Annotated in this window: 14 protein-coding genes and 1 tRNA gene; 14 read left to right on the forward strand and 1 reads right to left on the reverse strand. The window is 53.2% G+C overall.

Annotated features, from left to right (window positions below; all coding sequences use genetic code 11):
• The first annotated feature begins 30 nt into the window (after nucleotides 1–30).
• The 8 genes from KTT_RS01665 to KTT_RS01700 all read left to right on the forward strand — a co-directional run bounded on the left by KTT_RS01665 (nucleotide 31) and on the right by KTT_RS01700 (nucleotide 12,172).
• The gene (locus tag KTT_RS01665) at nucleotides 31–1,092 is read left to right on the forward strand and encodes a glycosyltransferase family 2 protein (protein WP_218030808.1); all 1,062 of its coding nucleotides are present in this window, start codon (nucleotides 31–33) and stop codon (nucleotides 1,090–1,092) included.
• A 125-nt stretch (nucleotides 1,093–1,217) separates the two neighbouring features.
• The gene (locus KTT_RS01670) at nucleotides 1,218–2,417 is read left to right on the forward strand and encodes a glycosyltransferase family 4 protein (protein WP_160145579.1); all 1,200 of its coding nucleotides are present in this window, start codon (nucleotides 1,218–1,220) and stop codon (nucleotides 2,415–2,417) included.
• A gap of 34 nt (nucleotides 2,418–2,451) precedes the next feature.
• A complete protein-coding gene (locus KTT_RS01675) occupies nucleotides 2,452–3,414 on the forward strand; it encodes an NAD-dependent epimerase/dehydratase family protein (protein WP_126594334.1) in 963 nt (320 codons plus the stop codon).
• A gap of 76 nt (nucleotides 3,415–3,490) precedes the next feature.
• Complete coding sequence (locus KTT_RS01680; protein WP_126594335.1) at nucleotides 3,491–4,576, forward strand: lysylphosphatidylglycerol synthase transmembrane domain-containing protein; 1,086 nt, start codon at nucleotides 3,491–3,493, stop codon at nucleotides 4,574–4,576.
• A 216-nt stretch (nucleotides 4,577–4,792) separates the two neighbouring features.
• Nucleotides 4,793–5,959, forward strand: a complete 1,167-nt coding sequence (locus KTT_RS01685; protein WP_160145580.1) for an efflux RND transporter periplasmic adaptor subunit — start codon at nucleotides 4,793–4,795, stop codon at nucleotides 5,957–5,959.
• A gap of 25 nt (nucleotides 5,960–5,984) precedes the next feature.
• The gene (locus KTT_RS01690; protein WP_126594337.1) at nucleotides 5,985–7,406 is read left to right on the forward strand and encodes a tetratricopeptide repeat protein; all 1,422 of its coding nucleotides are present in this window, start codon (nucleotides 5,985–5,987) and stop codon (nucleotides 7,404–7,406) included.
• Between the two features lie 37 nt (nucleotides 7,407–7,443).
• Nucleotides 7,444–10,794: a glycosyltransferase family 39 protein gene (locus KTT_RS01695; RefSeq protein WP_126594338.1), complete on the forward strand. Its 3,351-nt coding sequence runs from the start codon at nucleotides 7,444–7,446 to the stop codon at nucleotides 10,792–10,794.
• Between the two features lie 67 nt (nucleotides 10,795–10,861).
• Nucleotides 10,862–12,172, forward strand: coding sequence for a hypothetical protein (locus KTT_RS01700; RefSeq protein ID WP_126594339.1), 1,311 nt, complete (start codon nucleotides 10,862–10,864; stop codon nucleotides 12,170–12,172).
• A gap of 113 nt (nucleotides 12,173–12,285) precedes the next feature.
• Here KTT_RS01700 and KTT_RS01705 read toward each other — a convergent pair whose 3' ends face one another.
• Entirely contained in the window at nucleotides 12,286–13,005 is a 720-nt protein-coding gene (locus KTT_RS01705; protein WP_126594340.1) for a hypothetical protein, read from the reverse strand.
• Between the two features lie 517 nt (nucleotides 13,006–13,522).
• On the opposite strand from KTT_RS01705, the gene pgmB reads away from it, so the two are divergent.
• The 6 genes from pgmB to KTT_RS01735 all read left to right on the forward strand — a co-directional run bounded on the left by pgmB (nucleotide 13,523) and on the right by KTT_RS01735 (nucleotide 19,551).
• Nucleotides 13,523–14,173 (forward strand): beta-phosphoglucomutase, encoded by a 651-nt coding sequence (gene pgmB / locus KTT_RS01710; RefSeq protein WP_126594341.1) that lies wholly within the window; start codon nucleotides 13,523–13,525, stop codon nucleotides 14,171–14,173.
• A gap of 65 nt (nucleotides 14,174–14,238) precedes the next feature.
• Nucleotides 14,239–16,458: a glycoside hydrolase family 65 protein gene (locus KTT_RS01715; protein ID WP_126594342.1), complete on the forward strand. Its 2,220-nt coding sequence runs from the start codon at nucleotides 14,239–14,241 to the stop codon at nucleotides 16,456–16,458.
• Nucleotides 16,459–16,746: 288 nt separating this feature from the next.
• Nucleotides 16,747–16,823 (forward strand) — tRNA-Glu (locus tag KTT_RS01720).
• 442 nt (nucleotides 16,824–17,265) lie between these two features.
• Nucleotides 17,266–17,649 (forward strand): cupredoxin domain-containing protein, encoded by a 384-nt coding sequence (locus tag KTT_RS01725; protein ID WP_126594343.1) that lies wholly within the window; start codon nucleotides 17,266–17,268, stop codon nucleotides 17,647–17,649.
• A 223-nt stretch (nucleotides 17,650–17,872) separates the two neighbouring features.
• Nucleotides 17,873–18,517 carry a hypothetical protein gene (locus KTT_RS01730; protein WP_126594344.1) on the forward strand — a complete coding sequence of 215 codons (645 nt, stop codon included), beginning with the start codon at nucleotides 17,873–17,875 and terminating at the stop codon, nucleotides 18,515–18,517.
• Nucleotides 18,518–19,044: 527 nt separating this feature from the next.
• Nucleotides 19,045–19,551: a (2Fe-2S)-binding protein gene (locus KTT_RS01735; protein ID WP_126594345.1), complete on the forward strand. Its 507-nt coding sequence runs from the start codon at nucleotides 19,045–19,047 to the stop codon at nucleotides 19,549–19,551.
• Nucleotides 19,552–19,568 lie beyond the last annotated feature (17 nt).

Raw genomic sequence — 19,568 nt, forward strand, 5'->3', positions numbered from 1 at the left:
TCTGCGACTTTATGTATGAGGGAGACGATCGTGAAAAATAACGCTGAGATACGCTCAAAACATCTGTCTGTGATCATTCCAGTCTATAACGAAGAGGAGAGCATTCCGCATCTGCATAAGCGCATCCATACGGTCATGGCCGAACAACCCTTCTCATACGAAGTGCTCTATATCGATGATGGTAGCACCGATGATACGCTTCAGCAACTCAATCGCCTGGTGGAACAGGATACACATGTGCGCGTGATCAGCTTCCGACGCAACTTTGGGCAAACTGCGGCCATGTCGGCCGGGGTAGCTTACAGTCGGGGCGAAATCCTGGTCTTTATGGATGGTGACCTGCAAAATGATCCGGTGGACATTCCACGCCTGCTGGAGAAGCTTGAGGAAGGATATGACGTGGTCAGCGGCTGGCGAAAAAATCGTCAGGATGCGCAGTGGAGCCGCAAATTTCCTTCCATGCTGGCCAACAAGTTGATCTCTCAGGTTACCGGTGTGCGTCTGCATGATTATGGCTGTACCCTGAAAGCGTATCGCTACGAGGTGCTGCGCCACGTACGGCTCTATGGCGAGATGCATCGCTTCATCCCCGCGTATGCCGCCCTGGCCGGCGCGCAGGTGACCGAAATGGTCGTGGATCATCACGCGAGGCAATTTGGAAAATCGAAATATGGCATCTCTCGCGTGGTGCGCGTCATATTGGATCTGACCACCTTAAAATTTCTTGGCAGCTTTGGGACCAAGCCACTGTACGCCTTTGGTGTTACAGGCCTGAGCTCTCTCAGCCTGGGATTTGGGACCGGCCTGTACAGTCTTCTGCGCGCCTGCCTGCCCGGTCAAAATAAAGGCCAGCGCTCAGCACTTTTTCCGACCTCATTACTCTTCTCAAGCTTTGGCCTGCTCAGTCTGATTTCAGGATTGATCGCGGAAATGCTTACACGCATCTATTATGAAGCGCAGGACAAACCGACATATGTAGTAAAGCAGGTACAGCCAGAGTCATCTCCGCGCTCACCAGGCAGTGGTGAACGTCCTCAGGCCCCGACGGAATCGCAACATAATGGAAACCGGGAAAGGACGGCTAGCCACTAACCTCCTGCGCCGCGAGCGATCCCATATCCAGAGAGGAGAATGGTTTCATGCTCCTCTCTGGCGGTAAAACAAGCACATTCTGGTCAGGTATCACAGTATCAGCCATACAGATGAAAGGAAAGACGGTGAGAATTTTAATGATTGCTCCTCAACCATTCATGGAGGAGCGTGGGGCGCCATTTGCCATCTATCATCATATCAAAGCACTCTTATGTATGGGGCACACGGTTGACCTGATCACGTATCACATTGGGAAACCAGTGAACCTGCCAGGATTGCGCATTTTTCGGATACCAGCTATCCCAGGCATTCACCAGGTGAAGGTGGGGCCGTCAATGGCGAAGTTTCCCCTGGACCTGCTGGTCTTTTTGCTGGCTCTCGGACAGATGTGTAGCGCGCGCTACGACTGTATCCATACCCATGAAGAAGCGGGCGCCATGGGAGTGCTTTTAAGCGGTATCTTTGGCTGCAAGCATCTCTATTATATGCACTCTGACCTCTCACAACAGATTGTCAGTTCAGAGTTTACGCATAACCGGTTTCTGATCCGTTGTGTCGCGGCCATCCAAAAATTGATCGTGCGTAAAGCCCATGGCGTCATCGCCATCTGTCCCGACATCGCGAGTACGGCCCACAGTATGACAGAGACAACCCCGATTTACATGATTGAGAATTCGGCCGTGGATGAAAATCTACCGGCTCCAGCCCCAGAAGCGATACTGCGGATCCGCCAGGAATTGGAACTGGGCACAGGTCCCGTCCTGCTCTATACAGGTACGCTGGAGAGCTATCAGGGCATCGATCTTCTGATCCACAGCATCCCCGCCGTTCACAAACACTTTCCAGATGCGAGCTATGTGCTGGTCGGCGGGCAGAGCGCGCAGATTGAACAATTCTATGACATGGCCAGGGAACTGGGCATTCATGACGCGATCCGCTTTGTGGGGCAGCGACCGCTGGATGAGATGCCAACGTACATGGCCCTGGCCGATATCCTGTTGAGCCCACGTTGTAAAGGCACAAATACACCATTGAAATTGTATACCTATCTCCATTCAGGGAAACCAATTCTGGCCACTGAAATCTATTCCCAGACCCAGGTGCTCTCGTCAGAGACCGCGCTCCTGGTCCCACCAACGGCGGAGGGATTGGCGCAAGGCGCGATTGAGCTCCTGAGCGATCCACACCAGGCGAGGATACTGGGTGAGAAAGGACGTCTGTTCGCGCAAGAACATTATAGCTGGCAGGTGTTTCTCAAGAAAAGCACACGCATACAGGAAGCATTTGCCGACAACCTTGTAGATACGACCGATAGAGCTGCGTAAAACGTTTACACATGCTCATACGAAGGAGAACTTCATGCGCTGTTTAGTTACAGGTGTCGCAGGCTTTGTTGGCTCTCACCTGGCGGAACGCTTATTGAAAGATGGTCATGAAGTCTGCGGGGTAGATGCCTTTATAGATTACTATGATCGCGCCATTAAAGAAAAAAATCTGGAAGGCCCTCGTTCATGGAATACCTTTTCTTTTATTGAAGGCAACCTGATTCATCTTCCTCTGGAGACGTTACTGGATGGGATCGATTGGATCTTTCACCAGGCGGCCCAGGCAGGCGTACGGGCCAGCTGGGGTGAAGAGTTCGCGCGCTATACTGAGTGCAATGTGCTGGCGACCCAGCGTCTACTGGAGACCGCGCTGCACGGAGGCAGCATTAAACGCTTGATCTACGCGTCTTCATCCTCTGTCTATGGAGATGCCAGGTCTTTTCCCATTCTGGAGGAAAGTCAACTGCGTCCATTCTCGCCCTATGGCGTTACCAAGCTGGCGGCCGAAAATCTCTGTACGCTCTACTACCATAACTTCCAGGTACCAACCGTCTCGCTACGCTACTTCACGGTCTACGGCCCGCGCCAACGACCTGATATGGCCTTTCATAAGTTCTGTAAAGCTATATTGAACCATGAACCAATTCGCATCTATGACGATGGCTATCAGACGCGCGATTTCACCTACATCTCGGATGTGGTGGAAGCCAATATCCGCGCCGCTACCTGTGAGGCCGCGGTAGGGCAGGTGATGAATATCGCCGGAGGTTCCAGAGTCACCTTGCGTAGTGTAATCGATATCCTGCAAGAGGTGAGTGGTAGCCCCGTCAGGGTAACGTTTGAAGAAAGACAACATGGAGATGTCCGTCACACTTTCGCCGATACACAACGAGCTCAGCAATACCTGAACTATAGCCCATTGATCACGCTCCAGCAAGGGCTGGCGGAAGAATTCGACTATGCCCGCTCCATCTATCGTCTCGTCAAGACAGCCTGAATGAATAGCGACAGGAAGGAGCGGTTGACTGCCCATCAGTCAGCTGTCTCCTCTCGTCTGTCGCCACGGAGGTATCATGAGCATCCCACTGCCAGAAACAAGCATGCCTCCTGAGGAGAAAAACAACGTGACTTCTCCCCCGGAAATCGCAGCTGAGGGTCCGCCATCTCCACCCAGACAACGCTTCAAGTGGCTTAAATTTGGGCTCCGCCTCGGTTGCGCATTGGTCTTGCTCACTTTTCTCTTCAAATCCATCTCCTGGTCTATTGTGCTACAGAAATTACAACACCTTGACGATGGAGAAGTAGTAATAGGGCTGATCGTTGGCTTGATCGGTGTCATCTTGAGCTCCTATCAGTGGCAGAGTCTGCTGGATGGAGAAGGGATTCATATCGACTTGAGACGCCTGATCAACCTCTATCTGATCGGCATCTCGTTTAACCATTTCTTACCTACGGGGATGGGAGGTGATGTGATCAAAGCCTACTGTGTAGGCAAGGAAGGACACAATGCCGCTGGTTCGGTCAGCGCGGTCGTCATGAGCCGCGTCACCGGCTTTGCCGGTATGCTCATCATCTCAATCCCGATACTGATCATCTATCACCAGGCCTTCGCCCCCTGGATAGTCGGGACTTTTTTACTGGCCAGCCTGGGTATATGTGGTGGACTGGTGGTCGTGTTTTTTGCCGTTGCCTTGCTGCCAACATTGATTAAAGGAAAATGGACCAGCTATCGCATTGTCTCTTCGATGTTTAACATTGGGATGACGCTGCAGAAAAGCCTCAGGCAACCACGAGCATTGTGTAGTGCAATAGTGTATGGAGTGCTTTTCCATATCAGCGCCGCGCTTAACTATTATGCTTTTGCCATGATTTTGCATATCCAGGTGCCACTTCCTTTCTATATGGTTATCATTCCGTTCGTTTCTCTGGCCGTAGTTTTACCCACTACTATTAATGGCTATGGCGTACGTGAGAGCGCGTTCATCGCCATTTTCGCGTCACTACATGTTGACATGTCGACGGCAGCAGCTCTGGTTCTTCTAATGGACGCGCAGGGCATTTTCTTTGCTCTCATTGGAGGTGCTATCTACCTTTTTACGCATAATCGAAAAGGAAACACGGCTCAGAAAACTCATCTATGTCGCCTGACGGCTGATTAGCCTGTTTACATATCGCAGGCCGCCAGCGCCCGCCAGCCACATCATCATGTATGCAATGGGAACTTTCAACTATGGAGAGATGAAACAATGGATGAAAGACGATCTCAAGTTTTACCAGAATATACGAAACCCTCCTCTGACGATTCAGTTACGGAGACGTTGCCAAAACATGGCAAAAAACAGACTCCAGCTCGAGAAAAAGAGCAAAAGGTTATTGTGTCCGATGGGTTGAATGCTGGTGCAACGAAAAAGAAAGGTGGCAAGGCGGGACGCCCCTTTTCCTCGTTGCTCTATAGCTCAAAGGAAAGCATTCAGCATTCAACAAAGTCTTTTAAGACGCGCTACAAGCGCTCACGGGCGCTGAATGTCGCGGCAATCGCAGCGGGTCTGGCACTATTGATCTTCGCCTTCTATACACTCTGGTATGCCTTTCTGGCCACGCAGCCGGTGACCGTGTTTCAAGTAGGCAGACAGCAGGTGGTGACCCAGAACGTTGGTGGTGGTGGCCTCGTCGATGCTAAACAAAACTTTAACCTGCAATTCCCTCTGGCCGAGCGGGTGATCGGGATCATGGTCAAACCAGGCGATCACATCAAACGCAACCAGGCGCTCATCCACCTGGATCCATCACAGCTCAATGCCCAGGTGCAGCAGGCCTCTAATGACGTGGCGGCCGCCCAGGCCTATCTGAACTCGGTCTCGGCCAGCGCGGTGAATCCTATTACGGTAGCTGCGGCCCAGCAGGCATATCAGGTCGCCAATAACCACTATCACGCCTTACTGGCTCAGACTAATGGTCCGACCCTGCATAACGGCAACCTGATCTCACCGGTCGATGGCGTGGTCATTACGGTTACCATCAATCCCGGCGAAGTCTTTGCCGCCAATACAGTCTTGATGACACTGGCCGATCAGTCTTCCCTGATCGTACATGCCCAGATTCCACTGGCCAATCTGCAACAGGTTCATCTCAAGGCTCCCGCACAGATCACACCATCAGCCCTCCCCGGTGTGACGCTGGATGGCACAGTTAGCGCCATTATTCCGCAGGCCAATGCACAGACCGATACGTTCCAGGTAGATGTCACGGTCACCAACACACAGCAGTTGCTCATCCCTGGCATGAGCGCCTATGTTCGTCTGCAGGGTCAGCAGAATGCCTTTGTTGTTCCACGCATCGCGGTCCTCAATCCAGATCACGAGTCCAGCGTCTACCTGGTCCAGCACGGTCATGTCTATCTGAAGCAGGTTCATGTTGCCGGTAGTGCACCCGATCTCTTCTATGTCGATAGCGGCCTGTCAGCCAGAGACCAGATTGTGGTCCTGCCGCTCAATCGCCTGCATCAGGGTCAAACTGTGGCTATCAATGCGGTTGAACACTAGGGTCGAAAAAAAGAGGGGATATAACATGGCTAGCTCGAAGCAACGACCCTGGTCACCCCAGCATAGCTGGAGACCATACCGGGTCATCATGCCAGGAGCGGCGGGCGTGGTAATGCTGATCGCCAGCCTATGCTCCTGGTTTAACAACCCCTCGGGCACACGCCTGATGGCATGGCAGATGCCGGTCGATCTGGGCTGGCAATTGAGCTTGCCTGCGTTCAACTATGGGGTCCTCTGCGCGTCCTGCGCCCTCTACATCTTTTCTATAACCTACCAATCATGGCGCGCCCTACGCGCCGAGCAGAGCGCTGACCCGGTGCGGGTACTGACCGCGCCCGACTCAATACCTGACCATTGCTATGTACGGGCCATGTTGCTCTGCCTGGTGCCACCCGCCCTGTTCCTCTTTCAGTTTCTCTGCTCGGATATGGTGACTATCGCGGAGGTGACACGACAGCAGGTTCAGTTGGAACTGGCACGCTCGCATCTGGGTTACGCGGCAACGCCTGAATATACTCCAATCCTGCCGTTCCTTTTGGACAGCAGCCAGTTACCCGATCGCTTTGCCATCCTGACCGATCAGTTGGATATCGGCTGGTTTATACCGCTCTTTAGCGCTGGCATACTACTGATGGCACGTGCGTTCCTGCCTCTGCGCCTGCGTCTTGTAGAGACGGCGATCGCTTATCGGCGTCCGCCGCGCCGCGGCCGCTTCGGCATGTTCGCGTTAGCGCTACTGCTGGGCGCGATCATTTTTGGGCGGGCGCCGGCCGCCATGGCCAGTCAGGCCCAGGCCGGGCATCTGCTAAGCATCGGTGATTACAGTGGCGCGCTGAAGTGGTTGGATGCCGCGCGCCTCCTTAATCCAGAACTGGATCAACTGGTTGCGTATCACCTTGCGCGTGGTGAAGCCTGGTTCTACCTGCATCCCGAGCAGCCCAATGCTGAAAGTCGGGCCTACCTGGGGCATTACTATCGTGCCCAGAAGGATTTCTATACTTCCTACCAGACCATGCTCACAGCCTGGCATACCTACCAGCATACCTCCTGGCTGCAGGATGAGGTCAGTCTTTCACTGGCGCAGATGGCCGAAGTGAGCGCCCCCCTGAAGGGCACGCCTAAGGACCATCTGGCCCATGATGAACCCGCTTTGCCCTGGCTAAACGAGCTATTACAGATCAATCAAAACAATTTTTATGCCCAGTTCACTGTGGGACGTATTCTCTATGACTTAGGCGACTACGCAGGCTGTGAAGCGCATATGCGCATGGTCCTCAATATCAGTCCCGGCGCGGAGATGCAGTCGGCCGCCTATACCTATATCGCTTTAAGCAGGTTTGATCTAGGAGATAACAATAATGCACGCGAGTACCTGTATAAAGCCCAGGATCTCGATCCTGCCTATCGTAATAATACCGCTCGCCAACATATGTCGGGGATGCGTTAGTGGATGACGGAATGTCTACGAGACACGGAGAAAGGTAATGAGCGTCACTTCCTCAGGAACTCCAGAATTTCATACACTTTCCAAACAGGCTCCATCTTTACAGGGAAAGATACAGGCGCTGGTCGTACAACGGGCCAGACGGCGCCTGGCCCGTTGTACCCTGTGGTTCTGCCTGCTGCTGGCCTGCATGGGAACCAGCTGGTTCGTCTTCCAGTACAACTTGATTCCCCAGGCCAGAACCTATGTGCCACAGTGGAGAGGTGCTCGCTGGATCGCAGCGGCAGATACCAATGCGCCGGTGGCCTATTATCGCTACACCACCAGTTTACCGGCGACCCCTGATAATGCCTTTGTTATGATCACCGCCAATCAGGTCTTTCAGCTCTATGTGAATGGCATCTTTATCGGTACCAATACGCAAGATTTTGACCATGGTGAAACTCCCAGAACCTATATGTTTGATGTGAATGTAGCGCTGCGCAAGGGAGTGAATGCTTTTAGCACACGCGTGGTGGATGCCGATCAGAAAAATCCACAACTGCGCGCCCTGATCGGCATCGGCTGGGGTGGGCAAATACATTATATTGGGAGCGATGCCTCCTGGCACGCTACAGGCCAGACAACACTGGCCCATCCACGAGGAGCCGCTAAGAGCTTTAGCTGGGCGTTACCGACCTTTGATGATAGTCTCTGGCAACCCGCGAACCGGATCTCGTCGCCCGTGGCCGCCGATTCACTGCTCACAGTCAACCCGATCATCTATACCCGGCCCATGCCTTCTCACTGGCTCAGCGCGGAAGGAGGCCAGGATGGCTACTTTGTGCGTCAGATCGAAGTACCAGCGCACAGCGATAGCATCCTGCTGCGCCTGATCGCCGCCGGACAGGCGGATGTGTTTATCAACAATCACCAGTACATGCAATGGAATGGCCAGGCCACGGTGCCACGAGAAAACCTGACCACCATCCTGGACGACCTGGGTATGCCAGTGGTCTACCGCAACGGCTTGATTACGGGCGTCTACGATATTACCCCCTATGTGCATAAAGGTAGCAATACGCTGGCGATTCATGTTCAGGCACCCGGCACCAGTACAGCTAAGGTGGGGCTGGACGCGCAGAAGAACGCGCTCTCCCTTGATGTACTGGCCAGCAGCGGCAACACAGTTACCAACCTGGCCGAGTCCGACGATAAATGGCATGCATCAACACAGGCTGTTGATAATTGGACAAGCAATGATAGTGCCGCCGCGCAGTGGGCGCCCCCCAATCCTATCGGTCGACCCGGCGCCAGCCTGTCCTACTATCTGCCCGATACCACCACCTTGCGCAATGTGGTGACGCTGCCCCCTATGCTGATCATCGAGCTGATTGTGTATTGCTGCGTCGCTGTACTGGCATTCTGGCTCCTGATGGCCCTGGTGGTCCTACGGCGCTACTATCCATCGCGCGGGGCCGCCCTTGAGGCAGCCAGCCTGGTCTTCCTGCCAGCCCTGGCCGTGGAAGCGCTATTGATTGTGCTGGACCACGAACCGATGCTGCCACAGCCGTTTCCATATACAGCCCCCTGGGGCCTTTTCCTGATCTTTCTGGTTGCCTCCAGCGCGATCGGACTCTGGCTACACGCGCGCCAGCGTCAACGGGTGCCTTATGTCACGACCAATGAATCAGCGGCGCTGAACAACGATTTCCTGGCGCTGGTCGGGAACTCGGTTCCGCTAGAGTCCCAGCCAGTCCCATTATGGAGGTTGCGCCTGCTGGCATGGCTGCGCCAGAACTGGGGCATCATCCCAGTCATGCTATTGATCATCCCCATGGCCTGCTACCATCTGGGCTATGAACCATTCTGGCAGGATGAGCTGTCCAGCTACAACGCGGCGCGCAACATTATGCTCCAAGGCTTCCCGGCCTTCCCCTCCGGCTTTACCTATCCGAAGGGAGAGCTCTACTCCTACCTGCTGGCGGGGTTGATGTTTATCCTGGGGACGAAGGGGACGGTGGTTCCACGCCTGATAAGCATGGTTGAATACCTGGTCAGCATTCCCATGCTGTATATCCTTACACAGCGTATGTTTAACCGTCGGATCGCGTGGCTGGCAGCGGCGATGCTGGCTTTTTCACCCTACGCCATGACCTGGTCGCGTCAGACCCGCATGTATGAGCAGGCCCAGTTTACGTTGATCCTGGTCGTCTTTACACTTTACCAGGCGATCAGGCAACGTGAACGTAAGCGTCCCGTCTACCTGGCCCTCACCTGCATGGTTATCGCGTACCTGAGCCATGAGGAGAATTTCATTACCTTGCCAGCGGCCCTGGTCTGCGCGTTACTGGCCACCCGCGAGGCCCCCTACGGGATGCCCTATATCCTGCGCAAAAAGCACTGGTGGGTTCCGGCATTGATCGCCTGCGCCATTATTATCATCCAGTTGCTCGCCGTATACTGGACGCATCCTCCAACCTTCGCCACCGATCAGAGTCGGCGTCCGCAGATCCAACCCAGCCTGGATAACCTGCCCTATTATGTCTCACTCCTCTTCAAGCCGATCGCCATTAAAGATACGGCGGCGCCCTGGCTGCTTACCCAGCCCTGGCTGCTGATCAACTCATCGCTGATGGTGCTGGGCTGTATCCTGGCCTTTATACGCCGGGATCGACGGGCTCGCTTCCTGGCGCTCTTCCTGATTCTATCAAGCGTCGTCTTGATTACGATCTTCACGATGGAGGCGGACCGCTATTACTATCCACTCTTGCCCATCTACTACATTCTGGGCTCGTACGCTTTCTGGAGCATCTTACAGCAGATCTGGCGCTTCGCGCGGCCCCACCTGCTGCAGGTTGAGCGCAACCTTGATGGTCAGCCACACCCGGTCGTCTCGTTACCGCTGCGGATCGTGCTGGCCACGATGGCGGGAATACTCTGCCTGAGCATATTGCTCTTCCCGGCGCTACCGCTGAGCAACTATAACCTGTTCGTTAGCCGTTCCCTGGGACTAAGCTATCGCCATCACTTCGCTGATTACGATAACGTAGGCCAGTACATGAAGGATCACTTCAAGAAGGGCGACGTGGTCGTCTCGGTCGCGCCGGCGGTCTCGGTACTCTACTATGTGGGACAGGTTGATTACTACTTTTCCATTGACCGGGCCCTCTTCCTGATCGAGCAGAATCGCAAGGTTATCGAAACGACATCTGGAAGCCATCCTTTGTTCAACCAGCAGGACTTTCAGAATGTGCTGGCCGCCCATAGCCGCATCTGGCTGATCACGGACAACGGAGGCTATCAGGGCGGCGTCACGAAAAATGGCCGCTTCACCTTCCCACCGCCCGATTTCCGCATGGTATATGAAGGCTACGGATCAGCGGTCTACTTCCGTGGCGTTGATAACTAAGTCTATGGCACAGATATTCCGATAATAATAAGCAGACAGGCTCGCACAAGAGAAAGTAGGTCATCGTATGCAGCAAACTCCTTCCATGGCAGAGTTGCCCGCTGCCGATTCTTCGTCCACAGATAATCTCGTATGTGAAGATCAAGGGCTACGGTTGCAGGAAACGCCTGTCCAGCAGAAGGCGCAACCGTCCGGACAGGTCTGGGCCTACCGGCTCCTATGGGTGACGTTCTTCATCTTTTTTGCGTCCACCGGCGCCGGCAAGCTCTGGGATCGTGTCTGGCATGCGACGGTTCGCTTTGATACGTTCTGGTCGCCGCCACATTTCTTTGTGTTTGTGATGACGTCGATCACAGCCGCACTGGTCGCCACAATCGCCTTTACGCCCAGATTACGCACCTGGTATGGACCATGTGTGCGCGTGCCCTTCCTGCCCTTTGAGGTCCCTGGTTCGCTGGTGATACTGGGTGGAGGTCTGACCGCGCTATGCATCACGATCATGTTTGATAACTTCTGGCATTCGACCTATGGACTGGATGAGACGCAGTGGTCGGTCCCGCACTGCATGCTGGGCTGGTCGTGGCTGACCATTATCCTGGGCTTCGTAGCAGCCCGTATGGCGTTCCGCCAGTATCGACCCATCAACTGCCTTACCAACCTGGTGATGGCGCTCTTGATCCTTGAATTCCTCTGTCCCGCGGTGCTGGGGCCTTTCTACCTGATGTATTCGCCTCACCTGGTCAATGCGCTGAAGAATATCCCAATCGTGCGTACAGAACCTTCGGCTCAGCATATGTATCGCATCTATGAACACTTTGGGCTGACACGCCAGACCAATCCTTTGTACATTCCTATTGTGACCGGTTTCGCGGGCGCCGCCCTGATGCTGCTGCGCCGTCTGGATGCGCGTAAACGCGTCTTTCTCCTGGCCCCCTTCCTCTGGTCCATCCTCCTGATGGGGCGCGACTGGTATACCATCTACTTCCTGCACTACCAGGGGACACATACGGTCGCGGGTATCTTCCATGTGCTTCCAAAGGAGCCTTCGCTGTGGGTGCCGATTCCGCTTTTTGTGGCGGCCGTCCTCTATACCCTTTTGCGGCGAACCAGCCTGCAAGAACAGCGAGTTCTCATCATATGTGGCGTCGTCTTCGCCATCTGCACCTACTTCATCTGGCATACCACCCCGTGGATGCTGCTGCTGGCTATCCCATCTGGTGGCACGGTCCTCCTGGGTGCCTGGCTCGGCAACTATATCTATGACATGATAGAGAAGCCGCGCCTGCATTCCCTGGTAAGCTTCCTGATGGCCAGTTGCGCGCAGATTCCGGCGGCCCTCGGCATCATCGACCTGTTCATGCGCCGCGCCACCCCATAACAATCTATGTATATGCTTCTTAACGATAGAGATCGAGGTTACCTGCCCCGGCGGTCCGGGGCAGGTAACCTCGATCTCTATCTTGGTATGTCTAAGAAGATTTGATATGCTCGTCAACTGCTCGCCTGTTTGGCGTAGAGGCCAGTTTGCGAGACGTAGATATCATAGGTTTTGCCATCAGCGGGCTCAAAGACACCATTGCCATATGTAGCATCCACAAACGGTTTGGTCAGCGAGTTCCCATAGGTCTGGTTAAAGAAATCGCCGGTCCCTCCGTTGAGTTCAACGACAACGTGATGAGAAGAACTTTCTAGCCTGGCATCATTATATGAGCCTTCCAGGCGGGTCAATTTATAGCTGGAGTGAATACCGAGGATGTTCATCCAGGCCGGAAATTTGATCATGACACATTCCAGGCGCCATAGATCTCCGTTGATCTGGTAACTCTTCGTTGAGGTTGGATTGCCATTTTTATCCAGCATTGTCAACTGCAAATCCATATTATGTGGAGCGTTCTCAAAGCTGGTGGCCTGGACGCGGGCCACTTTGATGTCGTTGGTCAGCCCCAGATAGCTCTGAACGGCAAAGGTGAGCCAGAGCAACGATACAGCCAGGACCAACATGATAATCCCGCTGGCGCCACGCCTCCAGCGTAGCTCGCGGCGGCGCTTGCGCCAGCGGCGATAGCGCTGACCGTATTCATCCTCAAATTCTTCCAGTTCGCGCCGACCACCAAACAGGCCCATGAGCGATGAGATCAGCAGACCAACGCCGAGTACCGCGACCAGGAACAGAACCAGTTGCGGAGGACCAATCTGTACAGGTGTATTCATATGAGTGCAGCCTTTCGGATGATATTCGCTATAAGTTCAAATGAGCTCAAGTATACCTCTTCTTAAATACTATACGAGCAGAACATTTTTTTCAGTTCAAAATACCCTCCTGAGAAAAAAATGCCACTCTCTCAGGCAGAGGCAAGCCTTTGTATATGATTAAACGCAGTCATTGAGGAAAGCTCTAATGTTATTGAAAGGTACCCGTCTTAACAGGTAGATAGGATACACATCCTCTATTTCCACGTAATTTAATCAACGCGGCTTATACTATCTTACAGAAGCTATGAGATATATGCCCTTGTTAAGGGCGTCAGTGTCAACATTTGACGGTGCTCTACGTTTACAATCTAGAGGGCTACGGCGTATGCATAGGCGGGGTGCAGCAGCATCTCAGGCGAATGCAGTTGTAATACTTTTCATACCGTGAATCCGGTATCTATGCTAGCTCACTCCTGTAAAGCAACGAATACGCCATACCAAGATAACAAATAATAAAGAAGGCGAGGAATGAAAGATGCCCAAAGCGAAAGCGATCCTATTCGATTTAGATGGTGTGCTGACCGACACATCGGAATATCATTATCGTGCCTGGAAACAGTTAGCGGATGAAGAGGGCATCCCTTTGACACGTGAGGAAAATGACGCACACCTGCGTGGTGTTGGTCGACGTGATTCGCTGATGTACATTATTCGCGGCCGCCAGTATAGCGAAGATCAGATTCAGGAAATGATGAAGCGCAAGAACGATTATTACAATAAGCTCATTGAGCAGATGAGCCCCAAAGAGGTGGTCGCCGGTGGTCGCGAGCTGCTGCAGGAGATTCGTCAGGCGGGACTGAAAAGCGCGGTGGCCTCGGCCAGCAAAAACTGTCGCATCGTTTTGGAGCGACTGCAGATAATCGATCTCTTCGATGGCATTGCTGATGGCAATAGCGTAGTCAATGGTAAACCTGCGCCCGATATTTTCGTGTTTGCCGCGGGCCTGGTACAGACATCCGTGATTGACTGTATCGGAGTTGAAGACGCAGACGCGGGTATCGAGGCGATTAAAACCGCTGGCATGTATGCGTTAGGAGTTGGTCCCAAAGAACGCTTCAAGCGTGCTGACAAGGTGGTACCAACGATGGAAAATATACGTTTAAAAGATATATTGGCAGATGCATGAGCACCATGAAGGTGTTCTGCTAGACTTCTGCCCACAAAAGCAGAGCTAAGCATGGAGGATGCGACGTGGGAAATCTCTGGCAAGTAAACGAGGAATCGTTTAGTCCCAATCTCAAGCAGATACGCAGCCAGGAGACAGTGTTTACCATTGGAAATGGCTACTTTTGTACACGCGGCACCTTTGAAGAGGGCTATCCGCACGAAACGGCAGCAACCCTCCTTTTTGGTGTCTTCGATAGTGTCCCGGTTTCCAAGGAAGAACTGGCTAACGCCCCCGATTGGGTCGGACTGCAATTGTTTGTCAATGGCGAGCGCTTCCGCCTGGATAAGGGCAAGCTGCTGGCCTATACTCGCTCACTAAATCTGCAAAACGGACTGCTGACGCGTACCGTTCATTGGGAAAGTCCCCTGGGTGTACGGGTACGTATCAATAGTGAGCGATTTGCCAGCCTGGCGGATGAGCACCTGGGCATGATTCGCTATAGCGTCACGATCGATGACTCGCCCAAGGACCTGCCTGTGGCCATTTCATTGCGCGCCAATTTTAACGCGGCCCGCGGCAATTATGATGTGATGCACTGGGAAACCACCGATCAGGGCCATAGCGCGGACCTGCTCTGGCTGCAAAGTGAGACACGCAGCACACACGTAACCCTGGTTCAGAGCATGAGCTTCAACGCGGATACAACCGCCTTCCAAAAGGAATTTGTGGATGGCGATATCGAGCCGAGTATTCGCCTTACCGGCGCGCTGAACCCCCAGGAAAGTGTGGTCGCCGAAAAAGTGGTGGTGATGTATACATCGCGCGATAATGAGGACCCTCGCAAGGCCGCGCTTATCCACCATCAACAAATGCTCAATACGGTTGCGGAGGAGACGCACAGCAACGCCCACAACGTTTTTGTCTTTGACTATCAAATACAAAAACAAGATGAAGCCTGGGCTCGCTTCTGGGAACAGACGGATGTGGTCATCGAAGGCGACGAAAAAGCACAGGTCGGCTTGCGCTACAACATCTATCAGTTGCGCATCAATACCGCCGATAACGATAGCCGCTATAGCATTGCCGCCAAAGGCATGACCGGCTTTGGCTATCGAGGACACATCTTCCATGATACCGAGATCTTTATGCTGCCTTTCTTCACCTACGAACTACCACACATTGCGCGCAATCTCTTGCTCTATCGCTATCATCTTCTTCCTGCCGCGCGCAAAAAGGCCGCCAGCAATGGCTACGCCGGTGCACAGTTCCCCTGGGAGAGTACGCTGAACGGCGAAGAGACCACCCCTCCCTCGATCGTCCACCCGGAAACCGGTGAGGTCATCCCTGTCCTCAATGGCTTTATCGAACTGCATATCACATCCAGCATCGCCCACGCGACCTGGGAATACTGGCGCGTCTCCGCGGATGACGAGTTTATGCGCGACTACGGAGCAGAACTCTTGTTGAGTACCGCCCTGTTCTGGGATAGCCGGGCGGAGAAAAACGGGGAGAAGGATGAATATATCATCACAGACGTGATTGGGCCCGACGAATGGCATGAGCATGTCAACGACAATGCCCATACCAATTTCATGGCCAAACACAATATCCGCATCGCCCTTGACGTGCTTAAATGGTTGCAGCAAACCGCCCCTTCTAAAGCCAAAGCTCTGATTGAACAGTTGGATCTGACAGATGAGCGCCTGGCACATATGCGCGATGTCATGGAACACCTGCGCTTCCCACAGGACCCGGTTACGGGACTGATCGAACAGTTTGATGGCTTCTTCAAACTGGCGAAATTCGACCAGGAAAAGTATCGCGGCCGTAAAGATTCCTATCAGGGTATCCTGGGTGTGCAGGAGGTACAGAAATATCAGCTCATCAAGCAGGCCGACGTCTTAATGCTGCTTACGATGATGCGCGACGAGTTCGACTACGATACCAAAAAGGTTAACTGGGACTACTACTTCCCGATTACCGACCATGACTATGGCTCCTCATTGACGCCTGCCCTGCATGCCATTCTGGGCTGCGAGCTAGGCCATACCGAGGAGGCGTACCGTATGTTTATGAAAGGAACCCTGGTCGACCTGGAAAACCTGCGCGGCAACACACCAGAAGGCGTCCATGCCGCCTGCGCCGGAGCCGTCTGGCAGGCCGCTATCTTTGGCTTCGCGGGACTGCGCATCACCGGTGATGGCTATACGGCCCAGCCCCACTGGCCCGACAACTGGCAGCGCCTCAGCTTCCAGTTTAAACATAAAGGAGAGCCGGTCAACATCGACTTGAAACGCTCGTAATTGCCGAACTCGCCTCCCATTGGCGTTAAATCAAGGGGTGCAGGGTTCTCCCTGCACCTCCCGCTTCGAGACCGAGCAGGGCTATTTAAAAGTAGCAATCAGCGGGGTCAAGGGGCGGCTAGCCCCTTGCGGGGCGTGGGGTGTCCCCACTCACCCTCTTCCCCACTCGCCGCCGCCGAAGGCGGCAAAAAAGACTTTTAAATGCCCCTGGAGACCGAGAAAAAAAGCTTGACAAAAAGCCAGAGCCGGGTTATTATATAACGCGTGATCGATACACAATCACCATAAGGCGCATTCGTCTAGCGGTTTAGGACATCGCCCTCTCAAGGCGGAGATCACGGGTTCGAATCCCGTATGCGCTACCAGGAAAAGAGGCCCAGGTGGAACTTCACCTGGGCCTCTTTTGACACGTTTGCTTTTTCACATCGGTGATAAATAGCAGCGCTTCAACCCCGGCGGATCATCCACCGAATGGGAAAAATGCTGGCTTCTTGTCAATCTGACGTTTTTTTGCTATTGATTATTAAGAAGAGGTCAAGCAGATTAAAAGTAGTGCTTAGCGGGGACGTAAGGGGCGGTGAGCCCTTTGACTGGGGTTGTGGGGCTGTGCCCCCAACTCCTCCTCTCTCCCTTCAGCCGCCGAAGGCGGCAAAAAAAGACTTTAAAATAGCCCCTGTTTTCGGTCTGGCATCTTTGCTATATTGACAACATTTTGCTATAGTAGGAGTGTCCCCAGACAGGATACCCTTGTCATTATTCAATCGATGGAGACGAACAGCTTTCTCAAGGAGGACTTCGAGGAACCCTATGAATAAAAAGATCCTGATTGGACTTTTAGCCCTTTCTCTTATCACCGTTCTATTCTCTGCCTGTAGAGTGATCGACGCCAACTCTATTCCAAAGAACGTGGCCGCCCATATGGGTGCTTCAACATTTATCGAATCCGAGGTGACCGTCCCTAAAGGACAGAAACTGGACCTGATTGACAACGTTGCCGCTCCCCACGTTATCAAAAACGGTACCTGGAATGGTTCCACCCCAGATCCTACCACAGAGCCAGGTGCCCCCACTGTCAATGCGAGCTTCACCGGTAACGATAAACAAACGGTCGGGCCTTTCAATACCGCGGGTACATTCAAACTGTATTGTACGATTCACGGCGGCATGAAGATCACTATCATTGTGAAATAGCGCATTATCCTCTATCTTGAGAAGCACCACTGATTATCAGCGGTGCTTCTTCTCTTTTTCTTCCCTTTTTCCCACCATCTACCTTTCATTGGCCCGCATAGACCTCAAGTATGGAAAGATATAGTACTTTCATGGCAGGTCTGGCACAAATTCAAGGGCGCATACGGGAGGTGTGCTATACTACGCAGCAGTACTGAAAATATTCGAGGGTTATAGTCGATTTATGCAACAGAAAACAACCAATCCGGAAATAAAAGGAAAATCAGACTCGCTTATTCTCAAATGTGGAGCGATGCTGCTGTTTTGTGTACTCAGCGTTGTAGTAGCTGCCTGTGGAGCGAATGCCGATAATACCAACGCGGCCGCCCAGGCGCAACCGACGCCGACTATTAATCTCAATGGAACATCCCTGACTCCCACACCAACCATCCCGCCGCAAGCCTGCGGTGTGTGGATGGTCAATGCGTCCCCCACCTACAGCCCCGGTGGCGTGATCCCTATTTATGCTAAATTTGTTAAGATGGATGCAAATGGCAATCCCGTCGGCATCGGCGGCGCTGGCGTCGCCTTTAATATCGCCTGGGGCGATATGACAAACGAGCCGGTTAACGCGGTAACCACCAGCGACGGTCTGGCAACCATCAAGCTACCCATGGGTAACCACGCCGGCGCCATCAACCGGCTCTCATTGATTACGGCCCACTTCTCCGCCGGAAATGTATCCTGTGATGTGGACAATACGCGACCTCAGTCGTTTGTCATGAGGAGTGTCGGCAAGCCCGGAACCACCACTCCCACGACGAGCACTGGTGGAGTTAACACCGGTGGTGGTGGTAATACCGGTGGTGGTGGCAAGAAGCATCATTGACCGGCGATCAGGGCAATCCAGTTAGTGGTAGTAGTCCTCAACAGTAATATTTTAATTGAGCAAAAAGGTGAGAACGCCATGAACACGTTCTCACCTTTTCACGTTGACAAGCTAACCTCACGTGTGCTACGCTCTTCTCGTTATAGAATTCCTTTTCTGGATGTCCTAAGGGAGGGTCTTGAAGCGGCGGATGGAAAGGTATTCACGTTACCCTTCAGTCAACGGACAAACATTGATGAAATTCGATATTTGGTCGCTATCTGATTCTACATGTGGTAGCGCTGTTGGTTGCTTTATTCCATCTTTCCGTTGCCTTCCTTTGTATGGAATGAAAGGAGTCAGGCCGATTTCTCAAAGTAGCGTACACTGAAGTTAAAGAATGATCAAAATCATTCATTCATTCCTCACGGGCACAAGTAAAGAACAGCAAACTATTTTGTATCGTCAGTTGCAAAGATGCGTCGTGCTCGGACCTTTCCAGGCTGGCGAAAGGGGCACGACTAGCAGAGGTAAAGAAGGTAGTATCAATGACTACGAAGCGTTCAATCACCGTCACCGTCAATGGGCAAAAGCATCAGAGCGAGGTCGAGCCGCGTACATTGCTGGTCCACTATTTACGTGAAACCTTAGATCTCACTGGCACCCACATCGGCTGCAATACCTCACAGTGCGGAGCCTGCGTTGTACTGGTTAATGGCGAGGCTGTTAAGTCCTGTACCGTGCTGGCAGTTCAGGCCGATGGCGCCGAGGTGACAACGATCGAGGGGCTGGCGCCTGAGGGCAGCCTGCACCCCATTCAGGAAGGCTTCTGGGAGAAACACGGCCTCCAGTGTGGTTTCTGTACTCCTGGCATGATTATGGCCTCTTATCAACTGCTCAAAAACAATCCTCACCCAACCGAGGCGGAGATTCGTCGCGGTCTGGAAGGCAATATCTGCCGCTGTACGGGCTATCAGAATATTGTCCGTGCCGTCCAGGACGCGGCCGAGCGCATGAGCACCAGCGCGGAAACCCCGGTTCCCACAGGAGACTAGCACCTTTTTGTTGCGCA

The sequence above is a fragment of the Dictyobacter aurantiacus genome, assembly GCF_003967515.1.
In the GTDB taxonomy this organism is placed as follows: Bacteria; Chloroflexota; Ktedonobacteria; order Ktedonobacterales; family Ktedonobacteraceae; genus Dictyobacter; species Dictyobacter aurantiacus.